Source organism: Streptomyces luteolifulvus (assembly GCF_008806595.1).
In the GTDB taxonomy this organism is placed as follows: domain Bacteria; phylum Actinomycetota; class Actinomycetes; order Streptomycetales; family Streptomycetaceae; genus Streptomyces; species Streptomyces luteolifulvus.
Window position 1 is genome coordinate 1 of the sequence record NZ_VZRB01000051.1, and the last position, 21,963, is coordinate 21,963.

A 21,963-nucleotide genomic window follows, 5' to 3' on the forward strand; every position below is an offset into this window, starting at 1 on the left:
CCATGATGGCAGCACAGGCACAGGTCTCCCCGGTGATCACAGAGCGTCGCAACTCCATGATCACCAGGACCTGTGCCTGTCTTGCTGCCGGGGTACCAGCACCGCGCCTATCTGCGCGACCTCTAAGGCGGTGAGTTCGCTGGTGTACGGGACAGCGTCAGGGCAGCCACGGCGGCCGTGGGTTCGGCGTCCCGTACCGCGGCTACAGCCCCGGCAGGTCACGGTGCGCCGTCGGCTCCACCGGGCTGCGGCTCCGCCTCGCGTTCGGCACGCCGCGTCCTTCTCATACGGCCGGGAACGCACCGGTCGGGGTACTTGCCGGCTCTGGGAGAGCGTCACTCCCGTCCCTGGACCCCTTGCCGGGTCAGGACCCGGCCTCCTGTTCCATGGCCGTCTTGACCGCCCGTAGCGCAGCGCGCATGACTATCCCGACGCCCACCGGCACGAGCGTCCAGCAGCGGCCGAAGCGCTTGGCGGAAACCCAGGATTGCTCCACGCCCCCCCGGGTCGATGAGGACTTCGGTGGCGCCCTTGCCGGCTGTGGTGATCAGTTCGGCATAGAAGTTGCGCGAGAACTGCATGGCCTCGCCCACACGCAGGTCAAGCCGGTCGGCGAAGTCCTGGGCCGGGGCCGTGCGATGATCCCCAACGCGCCGGGGCTGCGGTGCGTCAAAAGCCACTGCCCGCCGCGCGCGGAACCGAGTGCACCCTTCCCGGTGAGAGCGCTGTCAGAGGATGCGAGCCACGCCAGGAACGTGTGAGATGAGGAGCCAGGCCAGCGCGAAGGAACCCGCAAGGCCGCCGCTTGCAAGGACCAGGAGCTTCACTTCGGCCGGCAGAGGGACGGGCCGCAGGGCGACAGCGAGCCCGATCAAGACCAACTCTTGGACGATGAAGGCACCATAGGCACTGCGGCTGGTGACCAGGCCGATCCACCGCAGGGGCCGGTCGAGGTGCCGCTGCACGACCCCAAGCAGCCACACCGAGCCGAAGACGACAAGGACACTCTCGAAGGCGGCGAACCCCAACGACGGCCCGTTCCAGCCTCCCGCCACGTCCTCGACCCCGCCCAGGGCCCCCAGACCGAGCATGAAGACCATCAATCCCGCCACGGCCAGCAGCGTCGCAGTACGGCACTGCCGGTGCAGCCGGTCGGGAACGGCCCCGAGCCACCCGTCCCGGAAGCCGGTGACGCCGAGCGCGAACACCGCGATGCAGCCTGGCCACTCCCACAACTGCAGGCCCGACAGGAGGCTTTCGCCTCCGATCGGAAACAGCAGGCGGACGAGGAATGACGCGGGAGCCACCGCCGCGGCGAGCAGTAGCAGGTGCGACGCCCTGAGGGTAGGCACCTGGTGTCGCGCCGGGCGTGTGCGGCGGACGGCGACCCCGCCCGCGTATGCCAGCGAGAAGATCAGCAGCACGCCCACGAACCACAGTGGGCCCATCTGGATCTGGGGCGGCTTGCCGAGGAACTCCTCACCGTACGAGCCGGTCGACTCCCCCAGCGGATGTTCCAGCGCATAGGACACGCTCGGGCCCACCAGCAGGACGTACACGGCGAACGGCACCCCCAGCCGCAGCAGCCGACCGCTGATGTACGCCCCGACACCTCGGCGCTCAAGCGACGGCCGAGTCAGCAGCCCGGCTACCAGGAACATCAGCGGGATCATCATGAAGCCGAAGGGACCGACGACGATCAGCAGCGTGGTTTCCGTCACCGGCGAGAGCGTGACCTCACGCACCGAGTCGTAGGGCCACAGGTCCATGGAGTCGGTGTAGCTCAGCACCGCGTGGACGGCGATGATCGCCGCGATCAGGATGACCTTGAGGTTGTCCAGGAACAACCGACGACCAGCCGCCCAGGCCTCAACCGAGGAACCGGGCCCCTCGGGCGGGGCTCCCCGGACCGGACCAGTAGACCTCCCCGTCACCACTCCAGCGTCCCTTGTCCCGCCCGTGGCCACCAGGGCCGAATGGTCTCCTCCTCCCCGTCGAACCGTCAATGTCTCCGGTCACCCCAGTGAACACCGGAGGCCCCACGTGGTCCGTTGATCGGGTCACTCGCCCCATGGCCGAGCCCCCGGTCGCGGACAAGACTTCCGTTCGTGCGGAGAGCGAATCAGCAACCGCGGGTCACCGCCCAGAAGGCGATGATCATGAAATGGATCCAGGAGGAGAAGCGCCCCAGGACCCCGCGCCGGCCGGAGCCTCCCTATCTCCGCGCCCCGTCGGGGCGACGGCTGCCCTTCTGAGGATCCGAGGAATCCGCGGCACTCGACCGGCTCGTGCTCCCAAGCGTGCGTGACCAGGGCGGTCCAGTGCAGCGCGCGCTCAGTGGACCGTCCGGGATACGCAAGATCGTCTGCCCCATTCAGTGCGATCAAGAACGTGGACGCGCGGCGCCCCCGGGCCGTGCGGGACCTGCGGCGACTTCCTCTCGGGGGCCGCCGCCTTGAAGTGCGTCCACCTCGCGGTCAGGGGCTTCGACTCGCAAGGAGGGGAGCCCTGTGGCTGAGAACAGCGCGTATGACCCTTCCACAAGGGTCTGCACGAGGCCGGTCCGCGGTGGCGGTGCCATGGCCGCCTCGTACCCCATTTCATGCCGTCACACTGACGCGGGCGCGCAGGTTGTGGAACTGGCGAGTCTGCATGATCAGATGGGCGGGTTCCCAGAACAGCACGTCCATGGGCCGAGTGACGGGCCGCGGGCGGCTGCGGGCCCGCGCCCGGACGACCAGGCGGGTCCTTCCGCCGGGCTCCGGCCGGAGGTGGAAGCCCCAGATGGAGTCGACGTACGCCCTGGGTGGCGGCTCGTCGAGCCGGTCGAAGGGACGCCCGGATGGGAGTTTCGTTTGCGAGCGCAGCACAAGTGTCCGCTCCGATTCGAGGACCGCGACGGTGAACCAGGCATCTCCGCTCGGCAGGGAGTGGAGATGTTGGCCCTGCTCCAGGTGCTGCCACTCTGGGACGATGTGTCGCGCACTCGGCCTTCCGCCGTTGTCCAGGCGGTCCCAGCTGTACCAGCCGCCGCGATTGCAGCCCATCTGCTGGAGCCAGGGCCAGACCGCGTCGGGCGGCGCAGGCAGGGTCGTGGCCATGGTCGAGCAGCCGTCGGCATCGGGGATGAGGGCGTCGCCGGGGAAGTCGCGGTCGGCTTCCTCGTGCGTCGCGCCCCAGGTCAGCACCCGAGGCCGCAGGAAGGCGCCGTACAGGACGAGCGACACGGCCGCCACGCCGAAGGGACGTCGCCCGGCCTCGGGCCTCTGCTCGCTCATGCCTTCAGCGTCGCAGCTCCCTTTCGGCACCACCACTGGAACTCGCAGCCGTCGGCCCAGAAACCGGACACGATCTGCGTGTCGTCACTGCGCGCCTGGCGTGACGCGCCAGGCCCTGTGGCCACCATCTCCGCTCCAACGCTGGAGCAGGCCGTCTCCCTGTCGAAATTGTCAGCGCCCGTGCTTGGGCCCGGCGAGCCCGCACCGAGTCGGCCCGGTTCGAACCCATGCGAAGTGGCCCCATGCATGACGCAGAACCGCCCCGAGGAGCCCGATGTCGCGCGCGCCCCTCGATCCCGGGCGGGACGCGCAGCGTGATCCCGAGTCGCGGTGCTCGCCTCTTCCTCGTCCGCCGCAGCGAGGGCAATGAGTATTGGTGATCTTGCCGCGTCCTTCGCAGGACGTGCGCTCCATCCTGGAGGGGGAACGATGCGGGCACTCCCGTCCTCCGCCGCACGCATCACGCGCATCAGCGAAGCGCCGACGTGTTCCGCCTCAGCCAGCATGAGGGACTGGAGCCATGTGATCGCTGAACCAGTCACGGGCCAGATCGGTGACCTTCTCCAGGGCACCCGGTTCCTCGAAGAGGTGGGTGGCGCCGGGGACAACCGCGAGCCGGTTCTCGCAGCGCAGCTGAGCTTGTGCCTCGCGATTGAGGTCGAGCACCAGCCGATCGTGGCCCCCGACGATCAGCAGCGTGGGCGCCGTTACCGCCGGCAGCAGTGGCCCTGCCAGGTCGGGCCTGCCGCCCCGCGAGACGACCGCGGCGATCCTCGCCCCCGGCTCGGCAGCCGCCCGCAATGCGGCGGCCGCGCCTGTGCTGGCGCCGAAATACCCGACAGCCAGCCCGTCGGTCTCGGGCTGTCCGCTCAGCCAGCCGGTGGCCTCCGCCAGCCGCCGGGCCAGCAGGCCGGTGTCGAACACTGTGGCCCGGTCGACCTCTTCCTCCTCAGTGAGCAGGTCGAACAGCAGGGTGCCCAACCCGGCCCGGTTCAGTCCGGCGGCGACGAACCGGTTGCGCGGGCTGCGCCGGCTGCTGCCGCTTCCATGCGCGAACAGCACCACCCCGGCCGCGCCCTCAGGCACAGTCAACTGTCCGCGCAGCACCACCAGACCGGCATCCACGTGGACCTCCCGGTCCTCGGGCACGGCACTGCGCAGCGCAGTCCGGCCGCTGCTCACCGGGCGGGCAACCGCCTCTTCCAGACAGGCAACGACCTCATCGTCATCGGTCTGGGAGAAGTCGGCGTAGAACTGGCCGATCGCGAAGAAGTCCCGCGGGGTGTACGGGGACACCAGTTCGTCGGCGTCGGCGCCGAGCCGAGCGGTCCAGTCGTGCGGAGCCACAGGGACCGCCAGTACGATACGTGCGGCCCCGCGGGCACGGGCGATCTGACAGGCTGCGCGCGCGGTCGACCCGGTGGCCACCCCGTCATCGACCACCAGCACCGTACGGCCCTCGAGCCCTACCGGCTCACGCCCACCTCGATAGTGCCAGGCACGGCTCTCCAGCACCACTCGCTCATGGGCCTCGACCTCGGCCACCTCCTCGGGGGTGACACGCGCTGTGCGCACCACGTCCTCGTTGATCACGCGGACGCTGCCCTCACCGATCGCTCCCATCCCCAGCTCCGGCTGGAACGGCACGCCCAGCTTGCGCACCAGACAGACATCCAGCGGCGCGCCCAGCGCCTCGGCGACCTCCGCGGCGACCGGAACCCCGCCACGGGGCAGGCCCAGCACCACCACCTCGGCCCCCTTCAGGTGCCCCAGCCGGGCGGCCAGCTGCCGGCCGGCATCACGACGATCCTCGAAGAACACGATCGGACCTCCTCACGCCGGAGGAACACGGTGGGCGACGCGTGCGCGCCGTACGTCCATCCTCACCCCCGCAGACACCCCATGCCCACCACCGCGAGATGCCGCCCGGCCGATTCGTCGAGGCCGTGGTGGCACGCAGCGTCTGACCAGCCCTGCCGGAGGACATGCCCACGTTTGCCGTCGCCTCGATGTCAGGCGATCCCCTTCCCCGCAGGGTGCGGCACGACGACTACCGGGCAGGGTGCATGGTGCATAAGCCCCGGCTGACCGAAAACAGCAGTCCGGAGTAGCCGCCCGGCCCGCGGCAGCCCACCACCAGCACCACCACAGTGAGTACGTCCTCGACATCCACCAGCCGCGCTGCCGGGCCCGTTTCGATTCGGTGTGGATCGGGCGGCGGGGCGGCGAAAGCGGTCGCCGCAGACGAGCAACAGTCGCGGCCCGCGCGCCCGCGCCGAAACGACGACCGCAGTCTGGTCACCGCTGTGAGCTTGTGCTCTCATCGGTTGGTCGAAAACTCGTCACCCTGGCCGGCCGCAGCGGCGACGCCCAGACGCCGCGCGAACGCGGCCTCGCTGCGCGCCAGTGCACGACGCAGCCCGTCCCGTCGATCCGCATAGCGCACGGACGCGGTTGTCCCGCCGGCCTCGTTCAGCACCGGCTGCTTCCTGCTTGCCACGCCCGGACCAACGACCAGGTGCGCATCGTCGCAGTGCGCCACACGAGCGATACGGCTCCTGCGCGGACGGGCCAGGTAGCGTTCGCTGACGCGGTGCTTGCCACGGCAAGCCGAAGGGGCCTTCGGAGGCTCAACTGCCTCCTGAATCCGGGGCTCCGTGCCCAGCGCCTCCCCGCGTCGCGGGCGGTGGGGACACGCGTGCTCGTGCATGCCCGGCGGGATCTCCCGATCGGCGGCCACGACCTGTAGGTCGGTTCCGACCCGGTTGTACGCGTAGTGCAGGCGATGGTCCTTGACGTAGCGGCTGTGCCCGCCCGCCACACCGCCGTGGACGTACAGAACGCCCTCGGCGTCGGCCGAGTCGACGTGGAGACCGGCGGCCATCGTGTACGACCGGACGCCGGTCGGGACACGATCGCCGACGGTGAGGTCATACCCGAGGAAGGCAAGCCCGAAGTCGTCTTCTGCATGGAGGAGTTCGGGCCGCTCACCCCCCAGCCCACTCCGGCCGCCAATGGTCCGAACGCGGCGGCCGGCACAAGGACCCCGACCGCCAGCCCCGGCCCCGACGCCGGGCGACCTACACACGGCCGCACGGGGTCCGCCACCTGTTCGCCGCCCACGACGTCACCAAGGACCAGCCCTAACGGGCACATCAAGGAGATCTTGAACGAGTCCAAGTTCCTGGAGTTCTGCCGCTACCTGCGCTCGCTGCGCCCGATGGACGTACGCATCGCGATCGTCTGCGACAACCCACCACCCATACCCCGACCAACAGCTCCTGGCTCAACCGCATCGAAGCCCGGTTCGCCGCCCTGCGCTACGTCGCTCTCGACGGCACCGACCACGCCAGCCACAAGGTGCAGGGAAGCATGATCCGCCGCTACCTCACCTGGCGGAACAAGCACGCCGACAACGAACGCCTCTGCGAGGTCGTGAACAGGGCGAACGTTGCCTGATGCGGCACTGGATCATGCTGGAGCACTGAGCCTGAAGTACCGCCGACCGTGCCCCCACCGACCTCGCGCATACGCGCAAGGAGAGATACAAGGGAGAAAGGAGCCAACGGCGACGGATGCGACATTCGCCGCCCCGCCGTCTCTGCTGAGTCGCCCCAGGACTGGAGAGTCCGGGCAGGATAGGCGATGAATGGTCATGGATAACGCCGACCACCCCGGAAACGGCCTCGCTCAGTTTCCGGATCAGGCCACCACGCCCACGGCAGTCGTCGACGCGCAGGGGATCGTGACGGGGTGGAGTTCTGGCGCACAGCGGTTGCTCGGGTACCGGCACGAGGACGTCGTAGGGCTTCCGGTGGCGCGTCTGCTCGGGGGGAACGCCGACGCCTCGCTGGATTTCTCCGTGGAACTGGGGGGACGAAGCCGGCCGATCCAGCTGCGTCACCAGGACGGCCACCATGTGGAATCCGAGGTGCAGGCGTACGCGTCACTCGACCGCGAGGGCAACACACAGTGGCTCATCGTGGTCACGGCGGCGCCACAACGGCCGGGTCGGCATGGCGGGCCACGTCCGGACGAGAACGGGGCGACGACCGAGGAAGCCTTCGCGCAGTGCCACCTGCCTGTGATGATCTACGACGCCGAGTTGCGGGCCGTGCGCGGGAGCGCCGGAGCTGCCCGCGAACTGGGTATCACGGAGGAGCAGATGCACGGGCGGCGCGTCACCGACATCCTGCCTCCCCACATCTGCACAACGGTCGAAGAAGGCATGCGCCGGGTGTTCGAGACGGGAGAACCGGAACGGTTCCAGGTACATGGCCGGCCGCGACACGGCGCCCGCGACAGATACTGGACCGTATCCGTGTCTCCCCTGAAGAACCCGGCAGGACGGGTACGACATGTGCAGCTCATCGCGCTCGACGTCACCGAACAGCACGAGGCCCGGGAGCGGCTCCTCCTGCTGAACGACGTCAGCGCACAGGTGGGCAGCACCCTCGACGTGACGCGCACGGCCCAGGAGATGGCCGACGTGGCGGTGGGGCGGCTCGCCGACTTCATCAGCATCGACCTGCTGGACGGGCTGTTCCGCGGGGGCGAGCCCGGGCCGTCCGCCGGGGGCTCCGTCGCACTGCGACGCGCCGCGCAGCAGTCCGTCCTCCCCGGCATCCCCGAGGCGCTGATCCAGCCGGGCGAGGTGGACTACTACCCGGAATCCTCACCTCCCGCCCGCTGCCTGGCCACGGGTCGGTCGTCGCTGCACCGCACTCTGGACGAGGCCATCGAGAGCTGGCAGGTCGCCGACCCCGGGCGCGCGCGGAAGGTCAGCGACTTCGGCATGCATTCGATCATGGTCATCCCGCTGTGCGCCCGCGGCATCACGCTCGGCGTGGCCGTACTCGTCCGCCACCGCCGCCGGGACTCCTTCGACGAGGACGATCTGCTCCTCGCCGAGGAGATCGCCGCACGCACTGCCGTGGCCGTGGACAACGCCCGACGCTTCACTCGCGAGCGGACCACCGCCCTGGCCCTGCAAAGAAGCCTTCTGCCGCAGCGGCTCGCCTCCCAGGGGGCTGCGGACGTGGCCTACCGCTACCTCCCGGCCCGGTCCCGGGCAGGGCTGGGTGGCGACTGGTTCGATGTGATTCCGCTCTCGGGCGCCCGGGTGGCCCTGGTCGTCGGAGACGTGGTGGGCCATGGCCTGCGCGCCTCCGCCACCATGGGGCGGCTGAGGACCGCGGTACGCACCCTGGCGGACGTCGACCTGCCCCCCGAGGAACTCCTCGTCCATCTCGACGACCTGATCACCCACCTCTGGGCGGAGGAGGACACGGCAACGGATCCCGAGCTCGAGATCGTCACCGATCTCATCGCCACCTGTCTGTATCTGGTCTACGACCCGGTCTCTCGCAGATGCGCCGCCGCCGGCGCGGGCCACCCCCCGCCCGCCGTGGTCACGCCCGACGGCAAGGCCGAGTTCATCGATCTCCCTTCCGGCCCGCCGCTGGGAGTGGGCGGGCTGCCGTTCGAAGCTGTCGAATGGGAAGTGCCCCGAGGCAGCCTCCTCGTGCTGTACACGGACGGCCTCGTCGATGTCCCCGGACACGACCTCGGCAGAGGCATGGCGCTGCTGCGCCGCCGCCTGGAGCGGCCTGCTCACTCGCTGGAGACCATCTGCGACGACTTGGTCCAGAGTCTGCTCCCCGCACAGCCGTCGGACGATGCCGCACTGCTCGTCGCCCGCACCCGGGCCCTCGACGCGGGCCAGGTGGCCACCTGGGATCTGCCTTCCGATCCGGCAGCCGTGGCCGACGCCCGTAACAAGGTCTCCCGTCGTCTCGCGGACTGGGGACTGGAGGACGTGATCTTCACCGCCGAGCTTGTGGTGAGTGAACTGGTCACCAATGCGATCCGGTACGGCACCCCTCCCGTTCAGCTGCGCCTGATCCGCGACACCGCGCTCATTTGCGAGGTCTCCGATGGCAGCAGCACCGCCCCGCACATGCGGCGAGCGCGCATGTTCGACGAAGGCGGGCGCGGCCTGCTGCTCGTCGCTCAGTTCGCCGAGCGTTGGGGCACACGACACCGGGCCGGCGGGAAGACCATCTGGGCGGAGGTCGGCCTTCAGGACGAGCAGTCGTGACCGCTCGTCCAGTCGGCGGACACCTTGTTCCTGGTGCTCCCCGACCGTGTACTCCCGCGACGGGATCACCTCGGGCATGTGGCCGTCGAAGGTCTCCTGGATCATCCATTGGGGGGCGGGGCAGGGGGTGTTGGCCGTCTGGGTCCGCGAATCGCTGTCCGTGCGGCGCGCAGGGCCGGTTCGAAGAGAAGCACTTTGGCCGCGGTCCCTGGGCATACGGCCCACTGGGCCGGGTTCAAGGGCACGGTGCCGAAGACCGTACGCGCCCAGGGCACGTGGACGGCGATCGCCTGTCCCGCAAGGACACGGGCCAGGCACAGCCACATGGTCCGGTTGCGGAACTGGTGACGCCCGAGCAACGGCCCGTCGTCCGCATGCGCCTGGAGAGCGCTGAACAGCTGGAACAGGCCAAACGTGGTGAACGCCATGGTCAGCCGTGTCCGTGCCGACTCGCGAGCGGGCCAATGCCAGCAAGTCACAGTGCCCGTGGCCATGACCGCGCCGGCACGGCCGATGGCGAAGAGCCGCCGGGCATCGAGGGTCCGCTCCCCGGGTCGCGCGGCGGGTGGCACATGACGTCGTCGCGGGCGGGGTCGACGGCCGGGGCCATCGCAGGCGGACCGTCCATGATGATGTTGATCCACCGGAGTTGGGCCGCTGTGAGCGGGGCAGGCAGGCCGGCCGGGGAGGCGCCCAACAGGGTCGGGATGGCGCCGACGCTGGTGGCCAGCTGGAAGCGGACGAACTTGACGATGTTGGCGTAGAGGGCCCACCCCTCGCGGACGGCACGCACGATCGTGGAGCGTCGTCGTCGGTCAGCACCATGTCCGCGACTTCCTTGGCCACGTCCGTGCCGGTCAGGCCCATGGCGACACCGATGTGGGCGGCCTGCAGCGCGGTGTCGTCGTTGACGCCGTCACCGGTCATGGCGACGACGTGACCTCGGCTGGGCCAGTGCTACGGACCGCAGCGCGATGCCCGAGAGCGTCCCGCCGCGGACCAGAGCGACTACGGCATAGGCGACGACGGCCACGCCGCTCAGCAGCGCGAGCCGCCGGCCGAGGCGGTCCAGCTGGACCTGGAGCGAGCTCGGGGGCGGCACGCCGGGCGGTGCATGGTCCGAACTCCAGCCGATGGGAGGGCCAACCGCAGTCCCACGCCCCGCCGTTGCGCCTCCCGAGCGGCGACCTCCACTGCGGCCGGGCTCAGCGCAGGCCGGACGACGGCAGTCGGCCGCGACCGGGCTCCGAGCCCGGCGACAACGGCCAAGCGGCCCTCGGTTCACTGTCGAACCCGGCCTCTTCCTCTCGGCCGGACCCGGCACAGGGCCGGATGGACCCCGGGAGCGAACCGTCCGGCCCTCGCACCCGCGCCCGTCGAGCCATGACCCTGGAAGGGGTGGAGGTGGGACACAGCCGCGGCGCCGCGGTCGCGCCCGTCGACGCCACACCGGAGGTGCGCCATGAACCACCCTGTCGTCGTCGGAGTCGACGGATCCCGCGCCGGGATGACCGCCGCATGGTGGGCAGCCCGCGAAGCCGCGGTCAGGCGGCTGCCCCTCCTGCTGTTCCACTCCTGGACCACCCAGCCGCTCAATGTGCCCATCGCCCAGCAGGCGCACAACAAGCAGCGGTACGGGCACGAAGTGCTGCAACGGGCCGAGGCCGAGCTGCTCCACCGTTACGGCGATCTGTCCCTCACGACGAAACTGGTGTCGGACCCCGCCGCCCAGGCCCTCGTGGACCTCAGCAAAGACACGGCCCTCCTCGTGCTCGGCTCGCGTGGACACGGCTCATTGGCGAGCTTCCTGCTCGGCTCCATCAGCCTGCACGTCCTGGGCCTCGCGCAGTGTCCCACAGTGACCGTCCGTGCCGGCGATCCCGCCGCCGAGGCCGGCTGGGGGCATGCCGCAGTACCGGACGGCGGCGAGATCGTGGTCGGCGTACAGGAGCCGGGACCGGCCGCCGACCCCCTGCTGGAGTTCGCCTTCACCTCCGCCCAGTTGCACGGAGCCCGCGTGCACGCCGTACACGCTCTTCCGGTGTCCGCCGTGGTGCATCAGCACGCGATGGCCGCCGGGCTCACCTTCGGCCGGTACGAGGCGGAGGAACGCATACGGCTCACGGCCACCCTGGCGCCGTGGCGTGAGAAATTCCCCGACGTCCCCGTCGCCGAAATGGTCACGACCGGCCCTGCCGGCCAGGTGCTGCTGTCCGCAGCCACGCACGGGCAGCTCGTTGTCGTAGGGCGTCGAGGGCACCCGTCCCGTCTCACCTGGAAGCTCGGGCCCGTCGCGCACGCGGCGCTGCACCACGCGCCGTGCCCCGTCGCCGTGATCCCGCACGCCTGAGGTGTGAAAGGCGCTTGAGCGAGGCCCTCATGGATGTCGTTCCGAGCAACCCCCCGCGTCGTCCCTTCGCGACACTTTTCCTGCCGCCCAAGCTGGAATCGGCGCTCCTGACCGTCACGGCCGCCGCCCTTACGGCCGGTGGCGTCTTCCGGCTCGTCGGCTCTCCTCGCCTTGCGGATCTGTGCTGGGCCCTGGGGACCGTGGCAGCCATCGCTCCCGCAGTGGGCTGGGTGCTGGCCGCGCTGCGGCGCGGTCATGCGGGCGTGGACCTGATCGCGGTTCTGGCGCTGGGCGGCACTCTGGCCGTGGGCGAATACCTGGCCGGCGCCCTGATCGCATTGATGCTCGCCACCGGCCGCACCCTCGAGGCCGCTGCTCAGCGACGGGCCTCTCACGATCTGCGCGCCCTGCTGGAGCACGTACCCCGAACTGCACGCCGACGCGTCGGAGCCGAGGTGCACACGGTGCCGCTCGCGGAGGTCGCTGTCGGTGACCTGCTCGTAGTCGGGCCGGGCGAGGTCGTCCCCGTCGACGGCCGAGTTCTCGGCGTCACGGCCGTCCTCGACGAGTCGGCGCTCACCGGCGAGTCCCAGGCCGTGGAGCGTACGCCGGGCCAGACCGTACGCAGCGGTGTGGTCAACGCGGGCAGCGCCTTCGAACTGAGTGCCTCGGCCACCGAACAGGACAGCACGTACGCCGAGATCGTGCGGCTGGCTCGTCAGGCCGGAGCGGAATCCGCTCCCGTCGTCCGCCTGGCCGACCGCTACGCGGCCTGGTTCCTGCCGTTGTCCCTGGCTGTGGCGGGGCTGGCCTGGCTGATCAGCGGCTCCGCCGTACGGGCGGTGGCCGTCCTGGTGGTCGCCACACCCTGCCCGCTGTTGCTCGCGGCCCCGGTGGCCATCGTCTCCGGGCTGTCACGGGCCTCTCGCCTCGGTGTGGTGATCCGTGACGGCGGCGCGCTGGAGAACCTCGGCCGGGCCCGGACCCTGCTCCTCGACAAGACCGGCACCCTCACCGGGGGCCGACCACAGGTCCTCGACGTGACGGCGGCACCCGGTTGGAAGCCGGCGGACGTCCTGCGCCTGGCCGCCTCACTCGATCAGTACTCCCCGCACGTCCTGGCCCGGGCCGTCGTCGACGCCGCCCACGAGCGAGGTCTGCCGCTGACCGCGCCCACCGACGTGTCCGAGCAGCCTGGCCGGGGCGCCACCGGTACCGTCGCCGGTCAGCGGATGACCGTCGGCCGCCTCGACGTCCGCGCGGACAGGCCGCTCTGGGCGCGCGCGGTCGACAACCGCGCGCTGCTGGACGGGGCGGCCGTCGCATGGCTCACCGTCGACGGCCGCGCCGTCGGCGCCGTCCTCCTGCGCGACCCGTTGCGCCAGGACGCGCCCAGGACCGTACGCCGTCTGAGGGAGGCGGGCGTGGAGCGGCTGGTGATGCTCACCGGTGACCGGCCCGAGCCCGCCCGTGAGATCGCGGCCGTCCTCGGCCTCGATGACGTGCGCGCCGAGCTGACCCCGGCCGACAAAGTCGCCGCCGTGCGCGACGAAAGCACTCACGCTGTCACCGTGATGGTGGGTGACGGCGTCAACGACGCCCCGGCTCTCGCCACTGCGAACATCGGCGTCGCCCTGGGCGCACGCGGCTCCACCGCGTCTTCCGAAGCCGCCGACATCGTCCTCACCACGGACCGCGTGGACCGGCTCGCCGACGCCGTCGCCATTGCCGTCCGCGCTCGGCGCATCGCCGTGCAGAGCGCGTTCGGCGGCATGCTGATGTCTCTCGCCGCCATGGCCGCGGCTGCCTTCGGTCTGCTTCCTCCCGCCGTCGGCGCCCTGCTCCAGGAAGTCATCGACGTCGTCGTGATCCTCAACGCGCTGCGTGCCCTGAACGTCGACCGGGCGGTGCGGCCGGTCGTGCAGCCTGCCACGGAGGCTCTCATCCACCACTTCGAGGCCGAACACGAGGACCTGCAGGACGTACTCGAAGCCGTACGCGCCGCTGCTGACCGCCTCTCGGACAGTCCCGGTCCCGAGGCACTCACCATGGTGACCGAGGTCCATCGGCTGCTGACCGAACGACTGCTGCCACACGAGTACGCCGAAGAGCACGAGCTCTACCCCGCTCTGGCCCCCAGCCTTGGCGGCCTCGAGGCCACCGCCACCATGAGCCGTGCCCACGCCGAGATCGAACGACTCGCCCGGCGGATCGCCACGCATCTCGCGCTCGCCGACGCCGAGGGAGGTCTGGCGCCGGAGCAGCTCGACGACCTGCGCGCCTGTCTTTACGGACTGCACACGGTGCTGCGTCTGCACTTCACCCAGGAAGAGGAGAACTACTTCTCGCTCGCCCCGTAGCCGGGTGGGCCAGGTCGCGGACAGCGATCGCTCTGACTCGCGGTGCTCGTGCTTCGCGACGGCCGACCGCCGGCCTCGGGGCGTGAAGCAGGACATCAACCTCCGCACCGGCGCAGGGATGTCGAACGGCCCTCCGGCTCAGGCCAGTTGGCCCGACGCTCCGGAACGCCCCGGGCGGTGTACTGAAAGGGAGAGACACGGGCCCGTTCCTCGTTCATGAGGAAGGCATGAAGAAGGAGAGAACGACATGACCACGTCCCACGCTCTCCGCACGGCGGAGGCCACGTCCTCCCTGCCCGCCAGCACCACTCCTGGTGCGTTGGGCCGCGAGGGCAGTCCGCAGTCCGCCGTCGACCGGGTTGCCGATTTCTACGGCGCCTACATCGACGTCCTGTACGACTCCGGCCGCGGGCAACTGGCCAACTCCCTGCGCGGCCACTTCCTGACTTCCGGGCTGAGGCACAACCTGGTCCGTTGGGAGGCCGTCCACCACAAGGACGGCGTGCTGCGCGGCAAGGGTGTCCCGATCGCGTGGAAGGTCGTCTACAACGACAGCGGCATGGGGCACTGCCGGAGCCGTGTCGCACTCACCTGGCAGGACTCGGCCGACCGGGTCCGTCGCACGCACCTGCTGATCCAGTCCGACCTGGCGACCCGTCTCATCTCCGACATCCGGCCCGCCGAGTAGCTGATCGCCCCTGCCGTCACCCGTCATGCACCTGCCCCGTGCACGACGCACGTGGGACGAGGGACCGTTGGGCACCCGCACGGGCCCACTCGGCCCGCGCCTCTCCCGGCGGGACCGGATCAATGTGGGACAAAGGATCCCAGGGAGGACGCCATGACACAGCGCCCCGTCGGCCGCAGCTGGGCGACCCGGCAGGCCCGTCCGCTCAGCGTGAAGGTCGTCGCCGTACCCGCCTGGGAGCCGAATGGGCCAGGCCCCACCTCCTACGCTCCCGTCTCGGCGCGACCGCCCACGGCCGAGCAACGGGCCCGAGCCGCGCAACTGCTCACCGGAACGCTCCACAAGGTCTGCGGCCCACGGATCGACCGTGGCGTGCGCGCGTCCTCGTGGAGGGGCCACCCGCGCACAGCGCCTCGTGGCGCACTGTTGCCGGCTCTGGGGCTCACGGTCCACCGTCAGGGCGGGCTGGCCTCGATCGGCTCCGTCGGCCGTGAGTGCTTGCGGCACGCCGCGGTCCCCGTGGGCGCAGTGCCCGCCACGAACTCCTTCGTGGCGCTGCTCAGGGCCGGAAGGACTCGTTCTCTGGCCACAGTTCGAGGGACATAGCGGACGAACGCGAGGTGACAGTCATGGACGTGCTGGTGGGATACGCGACCGCCCACGGTTCGACGCGAGAGATCGCCGAGCGACTGGCCACCAGACTGAGCGAAGCCGGGCTGAAGGTCGAGGCACGGGCCATGGAGACGGTGGACGACGCGGACGCGTACAACGCGTTCGTCCTCGGCAGCGCCGTCCACGGACAGGCGTGGCTGCCTGCGGCCAGGGACTTCGTCCACGACAACCTCGACGTCCTCAGACCCCGCCCCGTGTGGATCTTCAGTGTCGGAATGCCCGGTGCCCTGCGCGGGCCGTGGAAGCGCCTGGCCCCCAAGGAGATCCCGGTGATCGTCGGGAGTCTGCCCGGTGATCTGCGGTACCGGGATCATCGGCTGTTTTCGGGAGTGGTGGCGCCTACGCAGTTGCCCCTCATGGGGCGCATGCTCTTCCGCCTTGTGGGCGGCCGGTTCGGTGATTACCGCGACTGGACTGCCATCGACGACTGGGGGACCGGGATCGCGGACGAGCTGGCCCACGGATGACGCAGACGGCGGAGGTTCTCCCGGGGTCTCGTCTTCGCCCCGCAGCGTCGACAGTGTCTCTCCCTGGCCGGCTTCCGCCCCGTCTCCCCGATCCGCGGCCCGTCGCCACCCCGTTCCCGCACCACCTTCAGCCGCTCGAACTGCCTCAACGGGCCGAGCGCGGCCTGCGGGAGACCTGGGCGTGGGCCCGGCCAGCGCCCCGAGGGGCGGCCCCCCGCTTTCCCAGCGTGCACCGCGCTCAGGGGTACGCGCGGCTGCGGCCATGGTCTGCAGCGTAAGCGGCGAACACCTCCGTAGGTGTTCCGCTGGTATGAAGGAAACGCTGGTCAAGGGTGGCGGCGAGGTCTTTCAGCGCACCGGCCAGCACGTCACCGGCCAGCCGCACCTCGGACCTCCGAGCTGCCTGTCCGCGCTCGGCAAGGGCGGCGGCGAAGCCGACCATGGCCGCCAGCGATGAGTGGTCCTCCCCGTCATGGAAGTAGTACGCCTCGGCGTACTGGGTGAAGTCGATGCGGACACGTACGACTTCGGTGGCCAGGCCGTCGAGCAGCAGGGCACCCGCCGTGCAGTCGATCTGCTGAGTCGTCGGGTTCGAGTCGCGCAGCAGCGCCAGCCGGACGGCCAGGACCCTCCTGCGGCTGAGCGCCGGGTAGATTTCCAGCACCCAGGAGACCGTGGCCGTCAGCAGGGCAAAGCCGACGAGGGCTTCCAACGGTGAGACCAGGCGGAGCCAGCCCTCCCCAGGCGCGATGTCCCCCAGGCCCAGGGTGGCCACGGTGACGAGGGACAGGTACACGGAGTCCAGCACTGCCGGCTCCTGTGCCGCTTTGGAACCGGGCGAGAAGGTGAAGGCGCCGGGCATATGGGGCCAGTAGACGATGGCCCAGCCGAGGATGACGGTGCCGGCCCACATACCCACCACCGTCACCATGGCGAGCGGCCCGACGAGCCCGACGACTCGCCTGCGCGCACGAAGGCGCCTGGCCAGTCGCCACAGCGCGGTCATCACGAGGCGGCTCAGACCGCCGTGGCGCGTGGGGTGCCACAGGGTGTGGAACAGGTCCCGCAGGGCGATCATGACGAGCCCGGCGCCGACCAGCGAGATCAACCACTTCATCCACGTCTCCCACTCGCCTCTCGGCCGAAGGCGGAACCCCGCTTTAGGAGCCACCGCCACAACTGACTACGAAGCCGGGCGCGTTCCACGGGAGAGGCGACGATGTGCTGCGCCATGACCACCTCAGCGGGGCTGCCGACAGACCCCTGCGACCCTCAAGGACCCGGGACATGTCTGACACCGCACGCATCGTGAGTGATGTGACGACCTGCCCGTGGTGACCGTCGATCGCGACGCGCGGTACATGGAGACTGTGCGGTCCTGGAGCAGCGGAGGTCGGTGCCCTCGCCGAGGCCGACGGCTGGCTCGAAGGCCCGCCGCTGGTCACTGATCGGCCGGGGTGATGCGGCGGCCCGTCAGGCTCGTGGGCCGGATCGACACCCACATCTCGCGTTCGCCGCCTGCCCATGGCGTGGTGTGAGCGCGCTGGGTGAGCCTGCGGGCGACGTCGGGCTGTGTGACGACGCTCGCCGGGCCGACGGCGAGCACACTCCAGCCCTGGCTCAGGGCCTCGTCCACGTGGTCGACCTCGAAGGCGACCTCCGTTCCCACGGCCGCCGCGGGCACGGAGTCGGGCGCGGTCCGGAAGACGATCTCGTCGTCGATGACCTCGTAATTCACCGGGACGATCGCAGGACGGCCGTCGGACGGCGACACCGCGATGCGCCCCACACCGTGCGTGGAGAGCAGGGTGCGGCATTCTTCCGGGCCGAGTTCCCTTAGCTGAGGATGCAGGAGTGCCATGCCCTGGCCGGGTGGCAGATCCATCCCTCCCCCGCGCAGGGCGGTGGCGGTGGTGCCCAAAGCGTCGGCCAGCCTGACAACGGTCACCACACTCGGGTCGGAGGGCCGTTCCTCCAGGTACGCCAGGTAGCCGGGTGACATTCCGGCACGTCGGGCGGTTTCCTCCCGGCTGAGCCTCTGTCTTTGGCGTTCGGCGGCCACGCGTCGGCCGATGTCGCCGGGGTTGGGAGTCCCTGTCGGCGGGGCGGCGGACACGGCATCCGCGTCGCCCCTTTCCGCCCGGGAGGGCTCGTGGGTGGTGGCGGGCTGTCCGCGCTCGACATGGCGGATGTGCGCGTCGGGCCCCGGAAACACGAGCGTCACTTCGTCCGTATCCGACCAGCGCACATCGTAGGGGGGTGTTCCGTCCTCGTGGTGGAGTCCGACGATCACGCCGTCGCGCCTGGTGACGCCGGTCGTCGGGCTTTCGATGACGAGTTGGTCGCCGAGGTGAGCTCGCATGATCGCCGCCCTCTGTTCAGAATGGTGCTGTATCCAACGTGCCACGCGCGACGCACCGTCGCATGGGACGACAAGCCCCTCTTCGCAGGAACGCCCGGTTGTCACGTCCGGAAGGGAAGCGCCACATGCAGCACCGAACGGTCGCGGAGCTCATGACCCGGGGAGTCGTCCGGGCGCGGCGTGACATGCAGTTCAAGGAGATCGTCAGGCTGCTGGCGGACAACGACGTCACGGCCGTACCCGTGGTGGACGATCTGGATCGTCCCGTCGGCGTGGTGTCCGAGGCCGACCTGCTGCGCAAGAGCGCCGACCAGGCCGACCCGTCCGGACGGGCCCCGCTTCCGCACCTGGAGGCTTGGGAGCGGGCCAAGGCCGAGGGTTCCCGCGCCGAGGAGCTGATGTCGGCTCCCGCGGTGTGCGCGCGTCCGGAATGGAGCGTGGTCGAGGCCGCCCGCATGATGGAGTCCCGCCACGTCAAGCGGCTGCCCGTGGTGGACGAGGCCGACCGGCTCCTGGGCATTGTCAGCCGTGGTGACCTGCTGCGGATCTTTCTGCGCCGTGATGACGCCATCCGTGACGAGATCACCGATGACGTGCTGCGGCGCACGATGGGGCTCGGCCCCTCGGAGGTGACGGTCGACGTGCGCGAGGGGCAGGTCAGCCTCGGCGGCTCCGTGGAGTTCGGGAGTCTGATCCCCGTCATCGAGCGGCTGTGTCGGAGCGTCGACGGCGTGGTCTCTGTCACTGGGCACATCGCGCACCGGACCGACGATGCCCGCCGTTCCCCGGGCGGCCCGTGAGGGACGCGGAGCGAGGTCCGTATCGGTGATGTCCTGACACGTGAGGACGCGCGGACAGGCGGTGGTCACAGGCACGCGGCCGGGGAAACGGCCCCGGCCGCGCAACACTTGGTGCGGCTCAGCGCGCGATGGCGCTCAGACGTGCCGCACCGGGATGGTCCGGGTGCCCGTCTTCGCCTCCGGCACCGGGATCGTGATGATGAGGACACCGTCCTTGTACTCCGCCGTCGCCTCGTCGCCCCGCGCCCCGGCCGGCAGCCGGACGGAGCGGGTGAAGGTGCCGTAGCGGAATTCGGTGCGGTGCTTCTCCGTGGTCTCCTCACTGCGCTCGGCACGCAGGGTCAGGACACCTTCCGTGACAGTGATCTCGACGTCCTTGGTGGGGTCGAGGCCCGGAAGCTCGGCCCGCAGCACGTACGTCCCTTCCGTCAGACGTTCCTCGACGCGAATGCCGTGCGTTCCCGGAGCCGTGTGCACCCCGGGAAGTCCGGCCTCCACCCAGCCGAACAGGTCGGGCAGAGCGGGCCAACCGGGCAGACGCTCGATCATGCCGCTCATGGTTTCCCTCCTCTCCTTCTCCACTTCCAGTGTCGTCCTCCGGGGCCTCGACGCGCGTGGGCCGACCGGTCCCCTCCGAGGCCCGGTCGGGCCCTGTCAGCTGGTCGTCCTGGCTTGACGCGCCGTCCAGGCGATCGAACCGGTGATGGGGCTGAAAACTGATGCGGGACTATCAGTGGATCTCAGCCTTTCTCAGTTGGTATCTTGTTCGCGTGAAGCTTTCCGAGTGGGCGGCACGTAATGGCGTGCACTACCAGACCGCGTGGACGTGGGCGAAAGAGGGCCGTATGCCGGTGCCTGTGCGCCAGACACCGTCCGGCACGTGGCTGGTCGACGGGCCTGCTGTAGAGGCATCCGGGCGGGTGGTGGCGTACTGCCGGGTTTCCTCGGCCGACCAGAAGCCGGATCTTGACCGGCAGGTCTCGCGTGTAGTCCAAGGTGCTACCGGGCTCGGCCTGCCGGTCGCGCAGGTCGTGACCGAGGTCGGTTCGGGACTGAACGGGCGGCGGCGCAAGCTGCATCGGCTCCTGTCCGATCCGGGCGCGGCCGTGATTGTCGTCGAGCACCGTGACCGGCTGGCCCGGTTCGGCGTCGAGCACCTCGAAGCCGCTCTGTCGGCGTCCGGCCGGCGTCTGGTCGTCCTGGACCCGACCGAAACCGCTGACGATCTGGTGCGGGACATCACCGAGGTGCTGACCTCGATGTGTGCCCGCCTGTACGGGCGGCGGGCGGCGAAGAACCGGGCGGCCCGAGCGGTGGCCGTGGCGACCGGTGAGGCCGCCGAGTGAAGAAGTTCCAGGTGCAGCCCGGTTTCGTGGTGCAGGCGTTCCGGTTCGCGCTGGACCCCAACGCCGCCCAGGAGCAGGCGCTCCGGTCGCACTGCGGTGCGGCGCGGGCCGCGTACAACTGGGCTGTCGGCTGGGTCGAGGCGGCGTGGTGGCAGCGCAGGGCCGAGGCGTCGTATGGCATCTTCGAGACGGGCCTGACGCCGTGGCGGCCGTGGTCGCTGCCCGCGCTGCGCAGGGCGTTCAACGCCGTCAAGCACACCGACCCGAGGTTCGCCGCCTGGTGGCAGGAGAACTCCAAGGAGGCCTACTCCACTGGTCTCGCGAACGCTGCCGCCGCGTTCGACAACTACGCGAAGTCGAAGCAGGGCAAACGGCGGGGCCGCGTGGTGGGGATGCCGCGGTTCAAGTCGAAGCGGAAGGCACGACTGGCCTGCCGGTTCACCACCGGCACCATCCGCGTCGAGACCGACGGCCGGCACGTGACGCTGCCACGCCTGGGCACGATCCGCGTCCACGAGCCCACGGGCAAGCTCCTCGGCCGCGTGCAGGCCGGCAGTGCCCGCATCCTGTCGGCCACCGTCCGCCACGAGCGGGGCCGTTGGTTCGTCTCCTTCCAGGCCGAGGTGAAGCGCGACCTGGTGCGCGTCGCCCGCCCGGACGTCGCGGTCGGCATCGACCTCGGCATCAAGACCCTCGCGGTCATGGCCGACAGCACCGGCGAGATCCGCGAGGTGCCCAACCCCCATCACCTCGATGCCGCGTTGAAGGAGCTGTGCCGCGCGTCCCGCACGGTGTCCCGCCGACGGGGCCCGGACCGCCGCACCGGACAGAAGCCGTCCCGCAGGTGGGAGAAGGCCAACGTCACCCGCAACAAAGTCCAGCACCGCGTCGCGAACCTCCGTGAAGACGCTCTGCACAAGCTCACCAGCGCTGTCGCCGCCGAGTACGGCACCGTCGTGGTCGAAGACCTCAACGTCGCCGGGATGCTCCGCAACCGGCGCCTGGCCCGGCGTATCGCCGAAGCCGGATTCGGCGAGATCCGCCGACAGCTTGCCTATAAAGGGAAGAGGAACGGCTGCCGCCTGGTGGCCGCGGACCGCTGGTTCCCCTCCTCCAAGACCTGTTCCGGGTGCGGCGCGGTGAAAGCCAAACTGCCGCTGCATATCCGGACCTACCACTGCGACGCCTGCGGCCTGGTCACCGACCGGGACGCCAACGCCGCACATAACCTGGCCGCACTCGCGGCAGCCGCAGTAACGGGTACCGGAGTGGCCGGAGACCCGGACGCCAGAAAGGCGTCGAAGCCTCGTGGAGCCGACCGGAAGACCCGCACCACCCCATCCGGCCGCAGGGCCGAGCGGGGGCGGGCAGGTGGCGCAACCCTGCCGCACCAGCAGCAGACAGAAACGAGAGACCGTCCTCAAATCGAAGCCCTCACGCTTTGATGACGCGACGGACCTTCCGGGCAGAAACGCCCGGAATGCTGAGAGTCCCTAAAGCTCACAGCAACGGTCCAGTAGGCCCCGTGAGAAAGGCCTCG

Annotated in this window: 16 protein-coding genes and 2 pseudogenes; 9 read left to right on the plus strand and 9 right to left on the minus strand. The window is 70.2% G+C overall.

What is annotated here, in order from left to right:
• Positions 1-728: 728 nt before the first annotated feature.
• The 4 genes from F7R91_RS38205 to F7R91_RS42370 all read right to left on the minus strand — a co-directional run bounded on the left by F7R91_RS38205 (position 729) and on the right by F7R91_RS42370 (position 6,162).
• Entirely contained in the window at positions 729-1,847 is a 1,119-nt protein-coding gene (locus F7R91_RS38205) for an acyltransferase family protein (protein ID WP_191971826.1), read from the minus strand.
• A 753-nt stretch (positions 1,848-2,600) separates the two neighbouring features.
• Entirely contained in the window at positions 2,601-3,278 is a 678-nt protein-coding gene (locus F7R91_RS38210) for a hypothetical protein (protein WP_150957966.1), read from the minus strand.
• A 495-nt stretch (positions 3,279-3,773) separates the two neighbouring features.
• Entirely contained in the window at positions 3,774-5,099 is a 1,326-nt protein-coding gene (locus tag F7R91_RS38215; RefSeq protein WP_150957968.1) for a phosphoribosyltransferase, read from the minus strand.
• A 499-nt stretch (positions 5,100-5,598) separates the two neighbouring features.
• On the minus strand, positions 5,599-6,162 hold the full coding sequence (locus F7R91_RS42370; protein ID WP_191971827.1) for a hypothetical protein: 564 nt from the start codon (positions 6,160-6,162) through the stop codon (positions 5,599-5,601).
• Positions 6,163-6,192: 30 nt separating this feature from the next.
• Here F7R91_RS42370 and F7R91_RS44120 point away from each other — a divergent pair.
• Positions 6,193-6,737: pseudogene (locus tag F7R91_RS44120) on the plus strand (IS630 family transposase); the annotation flags it as partial.
• 190 nt (positions 6,738-6,927) lie between these two features.
• Positions 6,928-9,378 (plus strand): SpoIIE family protein phosphatase, encoded by a 2,451-nt coding sequence (locus F7R91_RS38225; RefSeq protein WP_150957970.1) that lies wholly within the window; start codon positions 6,928-6,930, stop codon positions 9,376-9,378.
• Between the two features lie 101 nt (positions 9,379-9,479).
• Here the strand turns inward: F7R91_RS38225 and F7R91_RS44125 are convergent.
• Together F7R91_RS44125 and F7R91_RS38235 are read right to left on the minus strand one after the other, a co-directional pair.
• Positions 9,480-10,006, minus strand: a pseudogene (locus F7R91_RS44125) (cation-translocating P-type ATPase C-terminal domain-containing protein).
• A gap of 288 nt (positions 10,007-10,294) precedes the next feature.
• Entirely contained in the window at positions 10,295-10,480 is a 186-nt protein-coding gene (locus tag F7R91_RS38235) for a hypothetical protein (protein WP_150957972.1), read from the minus strand.
• A 360-nt stretch (positions 10,481-10,840) separates the two neighbouring features.
• On the opposite strand from F7R91_RS38235, the gene F7R91_RS38240 reads away from it, so the two are divergent.
• From F7R91_RS38240 to F7R91_RS38255, 4 genes are all read left to right on the plus strand, one after another.
• Positions 10,841-11,728 (plus strand): universal stress protein, encoded by an 888-nt coding sequence (locus F7R91_RS38240; protein WP_150957973.1) that lies wholly within the window; start codon positions 10,841-10,843, stop codon positions 11,726-11,728.
• Positions 11,729-11,757: 29 nt separating this feature from the next.
• Positions 11,758-14,088: a heavy metal translocating P-type ATPase gene (locus tag F7R91_RS38245; RefSeq protein WP_150958011.1), complete on the plus strand. Its 2,331-nt coding sequence runs from the start codon at positions 11,758-11,760 to the stop codon at positions 14,086-14,088.
• A gap of 247 nt (positions 14,089-14,335) precedes the next feature.
• Positions 14,336-14,776, plus strand: a complete 441-nt coding sequence (locus tag F7R91_RS38250) for a hypothetical protein (protein ID WP_225321042.1) — start codon at positions 14,336-14,338, stop codon at positions 14,774-14,776.
• 629 nt (positions 14,777-15,405) lie between these two features.
• Positions 15,406-15,915 (plus strand): flavodoxin domain-containing protein, encoded by a 510-nt coding sequence (locus tag F7R91_RS38255; RefSeq protein WP_150957975.1) that lies wholly within the window; start codon positions 15,406-15,408, stop codon positions 15,913-15,915.
• Positions 15,916-16,153: 238 nt separating this feature from the next.
• Here F7R91_RS38255 and F7R91_RS38265 read toward each other — a convergent pair whose 3' ends face one another.
• Together F7R91_RS38265 and F7R91_RS38270 are read right to left on the minus strand one after the other, a co-directional pair.
• Positions 16,154-17,032 (minus strand): potassium channel family protein, encoded by an 879-nt coding sequence (locus F7R91_RS38265; protein WP_150957979.1) that lies wholly within the window; start codon positions 17,030-17,032, stop codon positions 16,154-16,156.
• A 324-nt stretch (positions 17,033-17,356) separates the two neighbouring features.
• Complete coding sequence (locus F7R91_RS38270) at positions 17,357-18,277, minus strand: pyridoxamine 5'-phosphate oxidase family protein (RefSeq protein ID WP_150957981.1); 921 nt, start codon at positions 18,275-18,277, stop codon at positions 17,357-17,359.
• 125 nt (positions 18,278-18,402) lie between these two features.
• Here F7R91_RS38270 and F7R91_RS38275 point away from each other — a divergent pair, with 125 nt between their 5' ends.
• Positions 18,403-19,077 carry a CBS domain-containing protein gene (locus tag F7R91_RS38275; protein WP_150957983.1) on the plus strand — a complete coding sequence of 225 codons (675 nt, stop codon included), beginning with the start codon at positions 18,403-18,405 and terminating at the stop codon, positions 19,075-19,077.
• Between the two features lie 135 nt (positions 19,078-19,212).
• On the opposite strand, the gene F7R91_RS38280 is transcribed toward F7R91_RS38275, so the two are convergent.
• Positions 19,213-19,635, minus strand: a complete 423-nt coding sequence (locus F7R91_RS38280; protein WP_150957985.1) for an Hsp20/alpha crystallin family protein — start codon at positions 19,633-19,635, stop codon at positions 19,213-19,215.
• A 212-nt stretch (positions 19,636-19,847) separates the two neighbouring features.
• Between F7R91_RS38280 and F7R91_RS38285 the strand changes: the two genes are divergently transcribed.
• Positions 19,848-20,423: an IS607 family transposase gene (locus tag F7R91_RS38285; protein WP_150958014.1), complete on the plus strand. Its 576-nt coding sequence runs from the start codon at positions 19,848-19,850 to the stop codon at positions 20,421-20,423.
• Positions 20,420-21,868, plus strand: coding sequence for an IS607 family element RNA-guided endonuclease TnpB (tnpB, locus tag F7R91_RS38290; protein WP_150957987.1), 1,449 nt, complete (start codon positions 20,420-20,422; stop codon positions 21,866-21,868). The genes F7R91_RS38285 and tnpB overlap by 4 nt, the downstream gene beginning before the upstream one ends.
• The last annotated feature ends 95 nt before the right edge of the window (positions 21,869-21,963 follow it).

Excerpts from the sequence above, each read along its gene's own strand:
- F7R91_RS38240 (WP_150957973.1), top strand. The coding sequence starts at position 10,841 with ATGAACCACCCTGTCGTCGTCGGAGTCGACGGATCCCGCGCCGGGATG.
- F7R91_RS38255 (WP_150957975.1), top strand. The coding sequence starts at position 15,406 with ATGGACGTGCTGGTGGGATACGCGACCGCCCACGGTTCGACGCGAGAG.
- F7R91_RS38250 (WP_225321042.1), top strand. The coding sequence starts at position 14,336 with ATGACCACGTCCCACGCTCTCCGCACGGCGGAGGCCACGTCCTCCCTG.
- F7R91_RS38270 (WP_150957981.1), bottom strand. The coding sequence starts at position 18,277 with ATGCGAGCTCACCTCGGCGACCAACTCGTCATCGAAAGCCCGACGACC.
- F7R91_RS38225 (WP_150957970.1), top strand. The coding sequence starts at position 6,928 with ATGGTCATGGATAACGCCGACCACCCCGGAAACGGCCTCGCTCAGTTT.
- F7R91_RS38280 (WP_150957985.1), bottom strand. The coding sequence starts at position 19,635 with ATGAGCGGCATGATCGAGCGTCTGCCCGGTTGGCCCGCTCTGCCCGAC.
- F7R91_RS38245 (WP_150958011.1), top strand. The coding sequence starts at position 11,758 with ATGGATGTCGTTCCGAGCAACCCCCCGCGTCGTCCCTTCGCGACACTT.
- F7R91_RS38275 (WP_150957983.1), top strand. The coding sequence starts at position 18,403 with ATGCAGCACCGAACGGTCGCGGAGCTCATGACCCGGGGAGTCGTCCGG.
- F7R91_RS38210 (WP_150957966.1), bottom strand. The coding sequence starts at position 3,278 with ATGAGCGAGCAGAGGCCCGAGGCCGGGCGACGTCCCTTCGGCGTGGCG.
- F7R91_RS42370 (WP_191971827.1), bottom strand. The coding sequence starts at position 6,162 with ATGGCCGCCGGTCTCCACGTCGACTCGGCCGACGCCGAGGGCGTTCTG.
- F7R91_RS38265 (WP_150957979.1), bottom strand. The coding sequence starts at position 17,032 with ATGAAGTGGTTGATCTCGCTGGTCGGCGCCGGGCTCGTCATGATCGCC.